Origin of the sequence: Blautia sp. AF32-4BH, assembly GCF_003460565.1 — a bacterium.
GTDB classification, from domain to species: Bacteria; Bacillota; Clostridia; order Lachnospirales; family Lachnospiraceae; genus Fusicatenibacter; species Fusicatenibacter saccharivorans.
In genome coordinates, this window is the sequence record NZ_QTVL01000008.1 from 122489 (window position 1) to 137115 (window position 14627).

Consider the following 14627-nt stretch of genomic DNA (forward strand, 5'->3'; position numbering starts at 1 on the left):
TTTTTTTCTGTGAGCAATCCGATTGCGTTTCCGCCGGGAAAAAGGTATAATGAAAAACAGGCAAAAAAATGGTAAAACAGACAGCTTTTGAGGAAAAATAAATGGAACAGAAAGACAGCGCAGAACGGATTTTAAAACAGATTCCCTATGAGATCGTGTATTCCGCCCGTAAAACGCTCGCCGTCCAGGTCAAAGCGGATGGAAGCGTGGTGGTGCGCGCACCGAAACGGATGGCAAAATACAAAATCGAAGCATTCTTAAAAGAAAAACAGGATTGGATTCACACACACCGGGAAAAAGCGTTGGCGGCCGCAGAGCAGAAAGCAGCGAACCGTCTGACGGAAGCAGAACGAAAAGCGGCGGTTAAACGTGCGGCGCAGATGCTGGCGGAAAAGACGGCACATTTTGCAAAAGAGATGGGCGTAACGTATGGCAGAATCACAATTCGTGAGCAGAAAACCCGCTGGGGCAGCTGCAGCAGCGCCGGAAACCTGAACTACAACTGGAAGCTGGTGCTGATGCCGGAGCACGTGATGGATTACGTCGTTATCCACGAGCTGGCGCACCGGAAAGAGATGGACCATTCCGCGCGGTTTTACGCGGTGGTGGCACAGCAGATGCCCGATTACAAAGTGTGGCAGAGCTGGCTGAAGGAGCATGGAAGAGAGTACTGAAAAAGAGAGGCAAAACAAATGATACTGACCGAAGAAAAAACATATATCATCAATGTGACGGAAGTCGATACCGACGCAGAGCTCGGTTTAAATAAGAAAGATATTATGATCAAATACACGAATCTGGAGCTGCTGCACGCGGTTCTTGCAAGCACGATGCCGTACGGCCGTCTGTCGGCGCGCTACCGCGGAAAACGGAAGGCGGAGCTGCAGTCACGGATTGCGATGGTGGAGAGTGTGCTCGAAACACGCGGCGACCAGCTGACAAAAGCGGAGCAGATTATGTATCTCGACACGGCGGAGCGCAGTGCAATCTGTCATTATCTCGGCATCATCTACACGCGGCTGATTGCGCAGAAGCTGTACGGAATTGACTGTATGGTACCGCTGAACCTGATCGAGCAGCCGGGGGAGAAAAAATTTGTAAAATACAACGGTGCATACCGCCAGGATCTGATCGGATACGGAAAGCAGAACGCATGGAGCGTCTGGGAGCCGGTCGGCAGGAGCGAGAACAGCCAGGCGGCCTTTGGAAACGGATGCCGGGCGGCGTCGGAGATCGAGAAGATCAATGAAAATCCGCTGGCGAAGAGCGCGGCGTGCATGACGTATTACGAGAGAGGCTATCTGAATGCCGTTGTAAAAGAGCCGGAGCGGACCGGGGACGGGACACTTTGGTTTCCAGAGGAGAATTATTTCAAAGCATATTATCAGCCGCTTTTCGAGCTGTTTGCGGACGAACAGCCGGGTGAGCTGTACGGAAGCAGCGGCGGCTTTGAACTGGAGCTGACTCTGCCGTGGACGGAGGAAGGAAAACGCGGCTTCCGCCATCTGCAGATCGGAACGGATCAGGTGACGATTGCATTGATGCGGGAAGGGAAGTACGATCAGATCTTAAAGCGGATGGAAAACGTTTTGGATTTATCAAAAGAGTGCAGATTCTGCGGGGAAGATGGCATCTGGGTAGGCGCAGAGTAAAGGTCATCGGAAGTGCCGAAGCTGCCGGGGATGATGGTACACAGATTCTGTGTGGGAAAAGCGAAAAAGAAAGGACAAGAGCAATGGCAAAAAAAATGGAAACTCCAAAGGACGAAGGGCTGCAGGGGAATGAAACGATAGAGGAAGCAATTCTGGGACTGCAAAAGGAGCCGACGCCGGAACTGCTGGCACATGTGCTGACGGTAATCCGCCGCAGAATGAAAGAGGGCGGACAGGCGATTCTTTCCGTGGAACCGCCATCCGGCGACGATCAGATCCGGATCGGAACGGTAAAGAGCGCAGACGGAAAAGTCTGGTGGGCCGCGTTTACGAGCTTTGATGAGGAATTAAAGGGGAGCAGCAGCGTGAAATCTACGTTTCTCGTGAGTCTGGAACAGCTGATCCACATGGCATCCGAAACAAAGGAGATCAGCGGTGTGATTTTCAATCCGTGGAACCGCACGATCATGCTGGATCATACGCTGCTTTCGATTATCATCGGAGAAGAGAATGCAGGACATTGATATCATATTTCACTTGGCCAGATTACGATGCTGCTCACAATCAACTTCGATTACGGATTGCGTGGGTGATGATGCTGAGAGAAAAAAAGAAAATAGCATAAAATAGCGGAAGGTGGATCTAAGGCACAAAGCACAGGAGGGAAAGATATGGGGTATCGAAAGGTGTATCGTACGGTAGATGAACAGACTACAAAAAAGATGGTAAAGATGCTGCAGCGTCATGGAATCATGGCTTATGGAAAAAGCGAAGGAGCCGGAGAAATTCTGCAGATTACAACTGGAATACCGTATCAGGGACGCGTTGTTTATGTGAAGGAAGAGCAGGCAGAGGAGGCAAAAAAACGGATTGCCGACTGGGAGAAAAAAGGGGAATTTCCTGAGCCGCTCCGAACACAGTCCCATACGCCAAAAGCAAGAATTGCAGCTCTGATCTGGGTTATTATTATTGTTATGGGGATTTTATTTAACATAGGGTTCAGTATGTTCCGGTGAACAAAAGGGAGGTTTTACAAAATGGAAGGTTTTCAGGTAACAGAAATCGGAGAAAAAATTTACTGTATTCTTGACGCGGGAAATTCGTCATTCTATGTGGTAGAAGGAGAAGAGAAAGCGGCTGTGATTGATACCGGCATCACAGCAGGCGCAAAGATTCTGCCGGTGATAAGGGAGTTGACAGATAAGCCTCTGCTGCTGGTTATCACGCATGCGCACCCGGATCACATGTATCATATCGATGAGTTCAACGAGGTTTACATGTGCCACGACGAAAAGAAGATGGACCCGGAGACGCTCAGCGTACTGACAGCGGGAAAATTAAAACCGTGGGAGGAGATTCATGACATCCGTACCGATTCCGTGATTCCGCTCGGCGGCACAGAGCTGGCCGTCTGTCAGACACCGGGCCATACGCCGGGCAGTGTTGTCGTGCTGGAGACGAAACAGAATTACCTGTTCACCGGAGATGCGATCGGAAGCGGCTGCGGTGTCTGGATGCAGGTGCCGGGCGGAACGAGCCTGGAAGAGTATTACGATGGTCTGGTTGGTCTGATGGCGTGGCTGGTGAAAAAGGGCGGCCGCATGAAATTCTTCGGCGGTCATCACACGCAGGTGTTTGAATCGACGGCGCATCCGGTTTACAATCCGCTCAGCCTCGGCGTTCTCGCAGATCTCATCGACCTTGTGGATCAGGTGATCCACGGCGAAAACCTAGGACGGCCAAGCAATGCGAAGCCGTTTTCGAAAGAACAGGTCCGCTACGCGTCGTACGGCCGCGCAGAAATGCAGTACTGTGCATCGCGGATTCACCGAAAATAAGCGCGTGAAATCTTAAAACTTCCATAAGAAGAAAGGTTTTTGCCCGCGGCGGCTTGACAAAATAAAAAAACGCGATTATGATAAATGCAGTTTCTATTCCAACAGAAAAAGAAAAGGTTATGAGGAAGAGGAGTACATGGCAGGCCCCAAAAGAGAGGACGGTTCACCGGCTGAAAGGCTGTCCGGGAAGGTGGTCATGGAAGGTAGCTTCTGAACCGGAGAGCTGAAAAGCACAGAAGATGTGATGATTAGGTTCTCACGCATGAGTCACGTTACAGACTCCGAAACGAGATACAAATTAAGGTGGTACCGCGGAATTTTCGCCCTTTGCATGCATGTTATGTGTATGTGAAGGGCGTTTTTGATTTAAGACAAGCCTCTGCGGGAATAAATACCACAATACACCAAACATAAAAGGAGGATCTCATGAGCAAAGAACTCGCAAAGACCTACGATCCGAAAGGACTCGAGGACAGACTGTATCAGAAATGGCTGGATAAAGGATATTTCCACGCCACTGTAAACCCGAACAAAAAACCGTTTACCATTATGATGCCGCCTCCGAACGTAACCGGACAGCTTCACATGGGCCATGCACTCGACAACACCATGCAGGATATTCTCTGCCGTTTCAAACGGATGGAGGGATATGAAGTCCTCTGGCAGCCGGGAACCGACCATGCGGCGATTGCAACCGAGGTAAAGGTTACCAATATGCTCAAAGAGCAGGGCATCGACAAAGATGAAATCGGACGCGAAAAATTCCTGGAGCATTGCTGGGAGTGGAAAAAAGAGTACGGCGGACGCATCAACAGCCAGTTAAGAAAGATCGGCTCCTCCGCAGACTGGGAGAGAGAACGCTTCACCATGGACGAGGGATGCTCCAAAGCCGTAGAAGAAGTATTCTGCCGTCTGTATGAAAAAGGATGGATCTACAAAGGAAGCCGCATCATCAACTGGTGCCCGGTATGCCAGACTTCCATCTCCGATGCAGAGGTTGAATATCAGGAGCAGGCAGGCCACTTCTGGCACATCAACTACCCGGTAGTTGGAGAAGAAGGCCGCTTCGTAGAAATCGCAACGACCCGTCCGGAGACTCTGCTCGGCGATACTGCCGTAGCTGTCAATCCGGAGGATGAAAGATATACAGATATTGTAGGAAAAATGCTGAAGCTTCCGCTGACCGACCGTGAGATCCCGGTTATCGCAGATGCTTACGTAGACAAAGAGTTCGGAACCGGATGCGTAAAAATCACACCGGCACACGACCCGAACGATTTTGAGGTAGGAAAACGCCACAACCTCGAAGAGATCAACATCTTAAACGATGACGGAACCATGAACAACAAGTGCGGCAAATACGCCGGCATGGACCGCTACGAGGCAAGAAAAGCCATGGTAGAGGATCTCGAGAAGCTTGGCCTTCTTGTAAAAGTAGTGGATCACGTTCACAACGTAGGAACCCACGACAGATGTAAGACAACCGTAGAGCCGATGATCAAACCACAGTGGTTTGTAAAAATGGCGGATATGGCTGCCGCTGCCAGCGAAGCAGAGAAGAACGGGGAAGTAAACTTCATCCCGGATCGTTTCAGCAAGATTTATCAGAACTGGCTGAACAATATCCACGACTGGTGTATTTCCCGTCAGCTCTGGTGGGGTCATCGTATCCCGGCCTATACCTGTGATGACTGTGGCGAGATCACGGTTGTAAGAGGCGGAATGCCGGAAAAATGCCCGAAATGCGGCAGCACCCATCTCACTCAGGACCCGGATACCCTGGACACCTGGTTCAGTTCTGCTCTGTGGCCGTTCTCCACGTTAGGATGGCCGGAGAAAACACCGGAATTTGATTACTTCTATCCGACGGATGTTCTCGTAACCGGATATGACATCATTTTCTTCTGGGTTATCCGTATGGTATTCTCCGCACTGGAGCAGACCAAACAGGTTCCGTTCCACCACGTACTGATTCACGGACTCGTTCGTGACTCCCAGGGACGCAAGATGAGTAAATCCCTCGGAAACGGTATCGATCCGCTCGAAGTCATTGACAAATACGGTGCAGATGCTCTCCGTCTGACTTTGATGACCGGTAATGCACCTGGAAACGATATGCGTTTCTACTGGGAGCGTGTAGAAGCCAGCCGTAACTTCGCAAACAAAGTATGGAACGCTTCCCGTTTCATCATGATGAACCTGGAAAAAGCAGAAGTTCCGTCTGAAATGCCAAAAGACAAACTGACACTGGCAGATAAATGGATTCTTTCTAAGGTAAACACGCTGGCAACGGAAGTAACGGACAACATGGACCGCTACGAGCTCGGCATCGCCGTACAGAAAGTTTACGACTTCATATGGGAGGAGTTCTGCGACTGGTACATCGAGATGGTAAAACCGCGTCTGTACAGCGAGACCGACGAGACGAAGGGCGCTGCACTGTGGACCTTAAAAACCGTTCTCGGCAATGCACTGAAACTGCTGCATCCGTTCATGCCGTTCATCACAGAGGAAATCTACTGCACGCTGAATCCGGAAGAGGATTCCATCATGATCGCTGCATGGCCGAAAGAGACCGAAGACTTTGCATACGCAGAGGATGAGGCAGCTGTTGAGATGATGAAAGAGGCCGTAAGAAGCATCCGTGGTGTACGCACCAGCATGAATGTACCGCCGTCAAAGAAAGCAAGCGTATTCGTTGTAACCGAAGATGCTGCTGTACAGGAAACCTTCAAAAATGGTGCTGTATTCTTCGGAACTCTGGCAGGAGCAAGCGAAGTTCACGTACAGGCAGATAAAGCCGGCATTGCAGACGATGCGGTATCTGCAGTGATCCCGCAGGCAACGATTTATATTCCGTTTGCCGAGCTGGTTGACCTCGAAAAAGAGATCGCCCGTCTCGAAAAAGAGGAGGAGCGTCTGACAAAAGAAATCGCACGTTCCAACGGCATGCTTGGAAACCCGAACTTTATTAACAAAGCTCCGGAGGCAAAGGTTCAGGCAGAGAAAGAAAAACTGGCGAACTATCAGCAGATGATGGAGCAGGTTCAGACAAGATTGGAGCAGCTGAAAAAATAAATGAAAAAAGGAAAAAAACTGCATGGAAACAAGGAAACCGTAGTGAAAGTCTGCAACTGGCTCTCTTTACCACTGCAGGCCCTGGGATGCTGTATTCTGTATCTGGTGATTGAAGCATTTTCCCGCCATTCGCTGGCATCTGCATGGAGCTACATGGTGGAAAGCCCATGGGTCTTTTTGTACAATGCATTTTTGATCTTCACTACCTTTATGGTAGTTTATCTGTTCCGCAGACGTGTGCTGGTGCGGCTCATCATGAGCAGCTTCTGGCTGCTGCTCGGCATCATTAACGGTGTGATTCTGGCAAACCGCGTCACGCCGTTTACCGGACCGGACTTGCGGAATTTAAGCGACGGCGCAAAGGTCGTGACGAAGTATCTGTCGAAAGGTACCATGATCCTCGTCGTAGCAGCCCTTGTGGCATTATTGGCATTTTTTGTATGGGTCTGGATCAAAGGACCGAAATTTCAGGGGAAAATCCGCTGGTATCTGAATGTGCCGTTGATTGCTCTGGTAATTGTACTCTTTACGGGAGCAACAAATCTGGCGCTTGCAAAGCGTGTGCTTTCCAGCTATTTCGTCAACATCGCATTTGCCTACCAGGATTACGGCTATCCGTACTGTCTGGCAGTCACCCTGTTTGATACGGGAATTTCAGAGCCGAACGGCTATTCCGAACAGCTCGTGAAACAGATTGAGACGAGTGAAGGCGAACAAAAAGAGGATGATACGGTAAAACCGAATATTATCTTTTTGCAGCTGGAGTCCTTTTTCGATCCGGAGCTGGTTAATTTCCTCAACATTTCCGAGGATCCGATCCCGTATTACCGGCAGCTGATGAAGGATTATTCTTCCGGTTATCTCCGCGTGCCGGTGGTGGGAGCCGGAACAGCAAACACAGAGTTTGAAACTATTTCCGGCATGAGCCTCCGGTATTTCGGAGCGGGTGAGTATCCGTACAAATCGGTGCTTTCAGAGGAGACGTGTGAGAGTGCGCCGTATGTTTTAAAGAATCTTGGCTATGCGACCCATGCGATCCACAACAATGAAGCAAACTTCTATTCCAGAAGAAGTGTGTTCTCACGTCTTGGTTTTGATACCTTTACCTCGGAGGAATATATGCCGGATATCTCGGATGTGACGGCGACAGGATGGGTAAAAGACCATATTCTGACAAAAGAGATCATAAAAACGCTCGATGCGACAGACGAACCGGATTATATCTATACGATTTCGGTACAGGGCCACGGTGATTATCCGACAGAGCCGGTGCTTGACGATCCGGAGATTACAGTGACAGGCGCGGAAGACCGGGAAAAAAATAATTACTCCTGGGAATATTATGTAAATCAGATTCATGAGATGGACATATTTGTCAAAGAGCTGACGACAAAGCTTGCGGATTATCCGGAGCCGGTGGTACTTGTGATGTACGGGGACCATCTGCCAACGATGGGACTGAAAGTAGAAGATCTGGAGAACCGCTATCTGTATCAGACCGAATACGTAATCTGGGATAATATGGGACTGAAAAGAAAACAGGAAAACATTGCTTCCTACCAGATTGCAGCAGAGGTTATGAACCGTGTGGGAATTCATGACGGAACCATTTTCCGGTATCATCAGACGAGACGGAATACGAAGAATTATCAGGTGGATCTCGAGGTGCTGCAGTATGATATGCTGTATGGAAAACGGTACGTTTACGGAGAAGACGGAGAGACACCGTATGAGCGTGTGAAGCTGCAGATGGGTGCTTTGCCGGTAACACTGGAACGAATCGAAAAATCCGGAGAAGATACCTGGTATTTTTACGGAGAAAACTTTACGGCATCGAGCCGTGTGGAAGTCAACGAGGAGATACAGGATACCGTCTATGTCAGCCCGTCGATTCTGATGGTGCATAGTCTGACCCTGGAAGACGGTGATCAGATTACAATCGCGCAGCAGAGCAACAGCTCGACGAAGAAGGTGCTGACAAGGACAGAGCCGATGATGTATGAAGAGCCAAAAACGGTATCTACACCGACGTCGACGCCGAACCCGGACAGCACGAAAACAGATGTGACGCAGGAAAATGCCAATACGAGCACTGCGCCGCAGGATGAACTGACGGCAGCGCCGTCCGGTGCGCCGGAGGGCGAAGGCGACAAGATTGAGCCGTCAAAAACAGAAAACAGCGATAAACCGGCCGAAGACGGCGGTCTGCAGAATTAAAAAGAGTGTCCGAAAGATCATACAGTGGGGCGGATTTTGACGTCCCACTGTATCTTTTTACGGGGAAAGTCGAAAAGTCGGGACAAAATTTTGAAAATTGCTATGGACATATCCGGTCACTCGATTATAATGATACTAGGGTTTGAAAGCAGCCCTAAAATACTGAAGAATGGTGAAATAAAGTGAATTATACAGAAGCAGTTGATTATATCGAAACAATACCGAAATTTACGGTGAAGCATCCGCCGGAACATACGAGGGAGCTTCTTTCGCGCCTTGGGAATCCGCAGGAAGGGATCAAAATTATCCATGTGGCGGGCACGAACGGAAAGGGAAGCGTCTGCGCGTACTTGAATGCGATGCTGCTTGCAGGCGGCAAAAAGACAGGACTTTTTACCTCCCCGCACCTTGTACGCATCAACGAGCGGTTTCAGATCAACGGGGAAGATGTGTCGGATGAGCAGTTTCTCGACGCATTTCTCAAAGTGGAAAAAGCAGCCAAAGAATACGAGGCGGAGGGCGAAGGCCATCCGAGCTATTTTGAGACGCTGTTCCTGATGGGAATGCTGATTTTCAAAGAAGCCGGCGTGGAATACCTGGTCATGGAGACCGGCCTTGGCGGACGGCTGGATGCGACAAATGTGGTCGAAAAGCCGCTGGCATGCATCATCACGTCCATCAGCCGCGACCACACCGAGTATCTCGGCGACACCCTCGAGGCGATTGCGGGAGAGAAAGCCGGCATCATCAAAGCCGGTGTCCCGGTAATCTACGACGCCAGCCAGCCAGGTCCGGCTTCTGTCATTGCCGCAAAGGCGAAAGAGATGGGAAGCCCGGCATGGCCGATGGAGCCGTCGTTCTATGAGATGAAAACACAGAGCCGCGAGGGTATCACCTTTACCTTTGCATATCCGGGCGGCGAAAAAGCAGAGCTTGCGATTCCGTACGTGGCAAAATACCAGATGATGAATGCAAGCCTTGCGTTCTACACGATGCATATTCTGCAGGACGTGCACGACATTCCTAAGAACGTGCTTGCGGAAGGCCTTTCGAAGATCAAATGGCCGTGCCGTATGGAAATGGCTGCGCCGGGCGTCATCATCGACGGCGCGCACAACGAGGACGGCATTGCACAGTTTGTCAGCACGGCAGGCTATTTTGCGAAAGAAAACGAGATCACGATTCTGTTCACGGCAGTTGCAGACAAGCACTATCATGAGATGATCGGTGAAATCTGCGAGGGCATCCATCCGTCCCATGTTGTTGCAACGCAGATCGACGGAAGCCGCGTCGTACCGGCGGAAGTGCTTGCAGAGGACTTCAGAAAAGCAGGATGCACGGATGTCTGCGCGGAACCGGAGATCGGGGCAGCGTATGAGAAGGCACTGGGCAAAAAGGGCAGCGGCATGCTGTTCTGCGTGGGTTCTCTGTATCTGGCGGGCGAACTGAAAGCATATCTTGCAAAGCGGAATGGTTAGCGAATACAGGAAGGAATTTTTTGTTTATGTTAAATTACGAAGAAGAACTGAAGAAGTTTAAACCATGTCTCGATGTGGACGAGGTGGAGGATGCGATTTACAGCCGTGATCTGACGGATGTGATCGACATTTTGAAAGAAATGATGAAAAACGACAAGCCGGAACAGGAAAACGAGACAGAAGCGGAAAAGGAAGAGTAAGGTGCCGGAATGAACTGTATGAATTGTAAATCGGTTGTGGATGTCGGAATGGAGATCTGTCCCAACTGTGGTTTTAACCTGAGAGTACAGAGAAAATGTTTTTCTCTTTCGAATATGTACTACAATCTGGGCCTCGACAAGGCAGAGATCCGGGATCTTTCCGGAGCGATCGATATGCTGCGGCGGAGTCTGAAGTTTAACAAATACAATATCCATGCGCGGAACTTGTTAGGCCTTGTCTATTTTGAGACGGGTGAAGCGGTTGCGGCGTTAAGTGAGTGGATCATCAGCAAGAATATTATGCCGGAGAATAATGTGGCGACGGAGTATATTGCGACGCTGCAGGCGGAGCAGGCGAAGCTGGATATGATCAATCAGACGATCAAGAAATACAACAGTGCGCTGAAATGCTGCCGCGAGAACAATGAGGATGTGGCTGCGATCCAGCTGCGCAAGATTCTGAACCAGAATCCGAAGCTGATCAAGGGATATCATCTGCTGGCGCTGATTTATATTCACAAGGGTGAGTATGAGAAAGCGCGGAAGATTCTGAAAAAGGCGGCGAAAATTGACAAGACGAACTCGACGACGCTTCGTTTCCTGAAGGAGGTTGATTTCCAGACGGGTACGCAGACGTCGCTGGAGCCGCGGCGGTTCGGCCGCAGGGAGCGTACGGAGGAGCAGCGCGAGGACGAGCGTGAGCGTGTGGTAAGCGGGGATACGGTGATTATTCCGCCGACGTTCCGCGAGACGTCTACAGCGGCAACGATGCTGAATATCGGTATTGGGCTGGTGCTTGGCGCACTGGTTGTGTGGTTCCTGATCGGGCCTGCGAATACGCAGCGAATTAACCGGCAGGCGGACGAGAAGGTTGTGGAATACAGCGGCAAGATGGCGAGCCAGGAGGCCCAGCTGAACCAGCTCCAGAGCCAGGTGGATTCTCTGAACGAAACGACGGCTTCTGCGCAGCAGCAGATCCAGACGGCACAGGATACGGCGGCTTCCTACGAGAACCTTTTAAAGGCTGTGGAAGCGCAGCAGCAGGGCAACACGAGCAACGCAACAAACGCACTGACCGAGGTCAACCCGGAGGTGCTTTCTGTGGACGCAAAGGCTGTGTATGACACTATTTACAAGAGCATGCAGTCGTCTATGTTCCAGGAGCTTTCGCAGTCGGGTGTGAATGCATTTGACGATGCGAATTACACTGAGGCGATTGATAAGCTTTCGAAGGCTAAGAATATCAACGACAGTGACTATACGGTGCTTAACTATCTGGCGCATGCGTATCGGCTGAGTGGGGATACCGATAATGCGATTTCGGTGTTCCAGGAGATCATCGATAAGTTCCCGGGAACCCAGAAGGCTACTAAGGCCGAGCAGCAGATTGAGGCGCTGGGGGGGACTGTGAAGACGGAGGAATAGTGAGGACGGATGCCCACGGGGCAGAATGCCGCAGGAGATGCGGCGCTGTTTCGTCGGGCTGATACCACTGACTACGCGGAGGTTGCGTGGGACGAAGGGCAAAAAAGTATAAAAGTGAGAAGATAAAACACAAAAGATGAAATTCGCTTTACGGCGAAAAATCTTTTGTGTTTTTTATTTTATGACAGGAAAGAGGGAGGATAGGAAATGGATAATCGTGTTTGGGTGAAGGATGCGGTGATGACGATTCGGCTTCCGGAAGAGGTGGATCATTTTGTGGCTGACCGGCTTCGGGAGGAGGCGGGGGAGATTTTGGTGGAGAGGAATGTGAGGGAGGTGGTGTTTGATTTTCGGAAGACGGTGTTTATGGACAGTTCGGGGATTGGACTGGTGATGGGGAGGTTTCGGGAGATGGAGCTGATTGGCGGGAAGGTGAGAGCGGTGCATGTGGGAGAGCGGATGCGGAGGATTCTGGTGATGTCGGGGGTGACGCGGGTGATTGAGGTGGAAGAGGAGAAGACGTGGAAGTAGGTTTTGGACGGGGAGTGGGCAGAAAGGGGAATGGGATGATGCGAGAAAGGATGAAAACAGAAGAGAAGATGCGGTGGAATACGATGACGCTGGAATTTGAGAGCCGTCCCTGCAATGAGAGTTTTGCGCGGGTGTCTGCGGCGGCGTTTCTGGCGCAGCTGAATCCGACGGTGGAGGAAGTGGCGGATGTCAAGACGGCGATTTCGGAGGCGGTTACGAATGCGATGATTCACGGATACCGGCAGGAAAAAGGGAAAATTCAGATGAAGTGTGTGCTGGATCTGGAGGAGAAGGTGTTTCAGGTGACGGTAAAAGATACCGGCGTCGGGATCGAAAATGTGGAGAAGGCGATGGAGCCGATGTTTACGACCTGCCCGGAGCTGGAGCGGTCGGGGATGGGGTTTTCGTTTATGGAGGCGTTTATGGATGAGCTGGAAGTAAGGTCGCATCCGGGATGGGGGACGGAAGTGGTGATGAAACGGAAAATCGGTGTGCATCCGGAAATGTAAGGGCCGGATCGGAAGTCATAGGAGTCAGAATGCATGGAACATACGCTTGCCCTGATCGAAAAGGCACACGAAGGGGATAAAGCGGCAAGGGATACACTGGCAGAGGAAAATATGGGACTGGTCTGGAGCATGGTGAGGCGGTTTGCAAACCGCGGGGTGGAGATGGAGGATCTGTGCCAGATCGGGAGCATTGGGCTGTTGAAGGCGATTGATAAATTTGATCCTTCGTTTGAAGTCTGTTTTTCGACGTATGCGGTTCCGATGATTGCGGGGGAGATCCGGCGGTTTCTGCGGTCGGAGGGGATGGTGAAGGTGAGCCGCCCGATCCGGGAACTGGCGTGGAAAGCGTATGCGGTGCGTGAGCGGCTGGAGCGGGAGAACGGGCGCGATCCGACGCTGGCGGAGATAGCGGGGGAGCTTGATGTTACCGTGGAAGAAATCGTGGAGGCGATGGAGTCCGGCGCGGAGGTGGAATCGCTGCAGAAGACCATCTATCAGGGGGAAAACCACGATATTTCTCTGATGGACCGCATTCCGGAAAAAGAGAACGGGCAGGAAAAGCTGCTGAACCGGATTTTCTTGGAAGAGCTGTTGGGACGACTGCCCGCGAAGGAGCGGCAGCTCATCTACATGCGCTATTTTCAGGACATGACGCAGGCGCAGATCGCCGGAAAACTGGGGATTTCGCAGGTGCAGGTGTCGCGGATGGAAAAGAAGATTCTGCGGCAGATGCGGATGGAAAAGGTCTGACAAAAATACAAATCCGGCGGAAGGGCGCTTTTCCTGGGAAAGGCAGAGAAAAGCGCCTGAAACCCGGGCGGATAAAGGAAGAAAAGAAAGGCGAAGCGGGGAAAGGCGGCAGAAAGTTTAAAAATATTCACTGGAATATCGGAGGAAGGTGTGCTACAATGAGCGAAATACGAAGAAAGGCAGGTGGAAGAACATGGATTATCTGACAGAAAATGTGGCGGTCAATCTGAAACGGATCCGGCAGTCGAAAGGGATGAGTCTCGACCAGGTCTCAGAGCAGACCGGGGTCAGCAAGAGTATGCTCTCGCAGATCGAAAAGGGAACGGCGAACCCGTCGCTTGGCGTGCTCGGGAAGATTACGAGCGGCCTGCGGATTGAATTTCAAGAGCTGATTGCAACGCCGCTGGTGGATAGTTATCTTGTGACACCGGAGGATCTGGTTCCGACGAAAGAGCTGGAGGGGCAGTACACTGTGTGGACGTGCTTTCCGTATGAGGACACGCGGCTTGTGGAAATCTACCGCATCGACATCGAACCGGGCGGAACGTATGTGAGCGGCGGCCACGGAGAGAAAACAAGAGAGTACCTGGTGGTGACAGATGGCGTGATGACCGTGGAGTGCAATGGAAAAGAGCATGAGATCCACCTGAAGCAGGCATTCCGTTTCGAGACAGACCAGACCCACATCTACCGCAACAGAGGGACGGAGAAGACGAGCTGCATGTGTTTCTTTCTCGACTATCACTAAAAGCCGCAGAATAACAGGCTTTCTTTTTTTGAATGAACTGTTCAATATAATGGACAGAAATCCGCTGGAACATCAGAATAAAAAACAACGGATATGAAAAAAATACGGCGGAAGACGAAAAAACATCAAAAAAATAGAAAAAGCGGGTGTTAAAAAAAAAACAAAAATAAAAAACTTTTTAAAAAAAAGTAATTGACAAAT

The 14627-nt window shown here is 50.7% G+C and carries 14 protein-coding genes and 1 other annotated feature; all 14 genes read left to right on the forward strand.

Translation table 11 applies throughout. The features are described 5' to 3' along the window. Positions 1-101: 101 nt before the first annotated feature. The 14 genes from DWZ44_RS11545 to DWZ44_RS11605 all read left to right on the forward strand — a co-directional run bounded on the left by DWZ44_RS11545 (position 102) and on the right by DWZ44_RS11605 (position 14426). On the forward strand, positions 102-674 hold the full coding sequence (locus DWZ44_RS11545) for a M48 family metallopeptidase (protein WP_117761612.1): 573 nt from the start codon (positions 102-104) through the stop codon (positions 672-674). An 18-nt stretch (positions 675-692) separates the two neighbouring features. Next, complete coding sequence (locus DWZ44_RS11550) at positions 693-1652, forward strand: hypothetical protein (protein WP_117761613.1); 960 nt, start codon at positions 693-695, stop codon at positions 1650-1652. Between the two features lie 83 nt (positions 1653-1735). Continuing rightward, positions 1736-2176: an SseB family protein gene (locus DWZ44_RS11555; protein WP_243002073.1), complete on the forward strand. Its 441-nt coding sequence runs from the start codon at positions 1736-1738 to the stop codon at positions 2174-2176. A 147-nt stretch (positions 2177-2323) separates the two neighbouring features. Continuing rightward, entirely contained in the window at positions 2324-2668 is a 345-nt protein-coding gene (locus DWZ44_RS11560; RefSeq protein ID WP_117509828.1) for a putative signal transducing protein, read from the forward strand. Between the two features lie 21 nt (positions 2669-2689). Further along, entirely contained in the window at positions 2690-3490 is an 801-nt protein-coding gene (locus DWZ44_RS11565; RefSeq protein ID WP_117761614.1) for an MBL fold metallo-hydrolase, read from the forward strand. Positions 3491-3600: 110 nt separating this feature from the next. Then, positions 3601-3821 (forward strand) — a binding site (T-box leader). A gap of 95 nt (positions 3822-3916) precedes the next feature. Next, positions 3917-6568 carry a valine--tRNA ligase gene (locus tag DWZ44_RS11570; protein WP_117761615.1) on the forward strand — a complete coding sequence of 884 codons (2652 nt, stop codon included), beginning with the start codon at positions 3917-3919 and terminating at the stop codon, positions 6566-6568. Beyond that, entirely contained in the window at positions 6569-8785 is a 2217-nt protein-coding gene (locus DWZ44_RS11575; protein ID WP_117761616.1) for an LTA synthase family protein, read from the forward strand. A 182-nt stretch (positions 8786-8967) separates the two neighbouring features. Next, positions 8968-10263, forward strand: coding sequence for a bifunctional folylpolyglutamate synthase/dihydrofolate synthase (locus tag DWZ44_RS11580; RefSeq protein WP_055228045.1), 1296 nt, complete (start codon positions 8968-8970; stop codon positions 10261-10263). A 26-nt stretch (positions 10264-10289) separates the two neighbouring features. Continuing rightward, positions 10290-10463 carry a hypothetical protein gene (locus tag DWZ44_RS18445; protein ID WP_022461761.1) on the forward strand — a complete coding sequence of 58 codons (174 nt, stop codon included), beginning with the start codon at positions 10290-10292 and terminating at the stop codon, positions 10461-10463. Between the two features lie 9 nt (positions 10464-10472). Continuing rightward, complete coding sequence (locus DWZ44_RS11585; protein ID WP_022461762.1) at positions 10473-11888, forward strand: tetratricopeptide repeat protein; 1416 nt, start codon at positions 10473-10475, stop codon at positions 11886-11888. Positions 11889-12095: 207 nt separating this feature from the next. Then, positions 12096-12419, forward strand: a complete 324-nt coding sequence (locus tag DWZ44_RS11590) for an anti-sigma factor antagonist (RefSeq protein ID WP_022461763.1) — start codon at positions 12096-12098, stop codon at positions 12417-12419. 38 nt (positions 12420-12457) lie between these two features. Then, positions 12458-12928, forward strand: coding sequence for an anti-sigma F factor (gene spoIIAB, locus DWZ44_RS11595; protein ID WP_270423031.1), 471 nt, complete (start codon positions 12458-12460; stop codon positions 12926-12928). 33 nt (positions 12929-12961) lie between these two features. Further along, on the forward strand, positions 12962-13678 hold the full coding sequence (locus DWZ44_RS11600) for a SigB/SigF/SigG family RNA polymerase sigma factor (RefSeq protein WP_055220004.1): 717 nt from the start codon (positions 12962-12964) through the stop codon (positions 13676-13678). A 193-nt stretch (positions 13679-13871) separates the two neighbouring features. Next, on the forward strand, positions 13872-14426 hold the full coding sequence (locus DWZ44_RS11605) for a helix-turn-helix domain-containing protein (RefSeq protein ID WP_055220001.1): 555 nt from the start codon (positions 13872-13874) through the stop codon (positions 14424-14426). Positions 14427-14627: the final 201 nt, after the last annotated feature.

What these genes read in the sequence shown, in the direction of transcription:
- DWZ44_RS11590 (WP_022461763.1), top strand. Translation starts at nt 12,096, where the DNA reads ATGGATAATCGTGTTTGGGTGAAGGATGCGGTGATGACGATTCGGCTT.
- spoIIAB (WP_270423031.1), top strand. Translation starts at nt 12,458, where the DNA reads ATGCGAGAAAGGATGAAAACAGAAGAGAAGATGCGGTGGAATACGATG.
- DWZ44_RS11600 (WP_055220004.1), top strand. Translation starts at nt 12,962, where the DNA reads ATGGAACATACGCTTGCCCTGATCGAAAAGGCACACGAAGGGGATAAA.
- DWZ44_RS11570 (WP_117761615.1), top strand. Translation starts at nt 3,917, where the DNA reads ATGAGCAAAGAACTCGCAAAGACCTACGATCCGAAAGGACTCGAGGAC.
- DWZ44_RS11605 (WP_055220001.1), top strand. Translation starts at nt 13,872, where the DNA reads ATGGATTATCTGACAGAAAATGTGGCGGTCAATCTGAAACGGATCCGG.
- DWZ44_RS11545 (WP_117761612.1), top strand. Translation starts at nt 102, where the DNA reads ATGGAACAGAAAGACAGCGCAGAACGGATTTTAAAACAGATTCCCTAT.
- DWZ44_RS11585 (WP_022461762.1), top strand. Translation starts at nt 10,473, where the DNA reads ATGAACTGTATGAATTGTAAATCGGTTGTGGATGTCGGAATGGAGATC.
- DWZ44_RS11555 (WP_243002073.1), top strand. Translation starts at nt 1,736, where the DNA reads ATGGCAAAAAAAATGGAAACTCCAAAGGACGAAGGGCTGCAGGGGAAT.
- DWZ44_RS11560 (WP_117509828.1), top strand. Translation starts at nt 2,324, where the DNA reads ATGGGGTATCGAAAGGTGTATCGTACGGTAGATGAACAGACTACAAAA.
- DWZ44_RS18445 (WP_022461761.1), top strand. Translation starts at nt 10,290, where the DNA reads ATGTTAAATTACGAAGAAGAACTGAAGAAGTTTAAACCATGTCTCGAT.
- DWZ44_RS11565 (WP_117761614.1), top strand. Translation starts at nt 2,690, where the DNA reads ATGGAAGGTTTTCAGGTAACAGAAATCGGAGAAAAAATTTACTGTATT.
- DWZ44_RS11550 (WP_117761613.1), top strand. Translation starts at nt 693, where the DNA reads ATGATACTGACCGAAGAAAAAACATATATCATCAATGTGACGGAAGTC.
- DWZ44_RS11575 (WP_117761616.1), top strand. Translation starts at nt 6,569, where the DNA reads ATGAAAAAAGGAAAAAAACTGCATGGAAACAAGGAAACCGTAGTGAAA.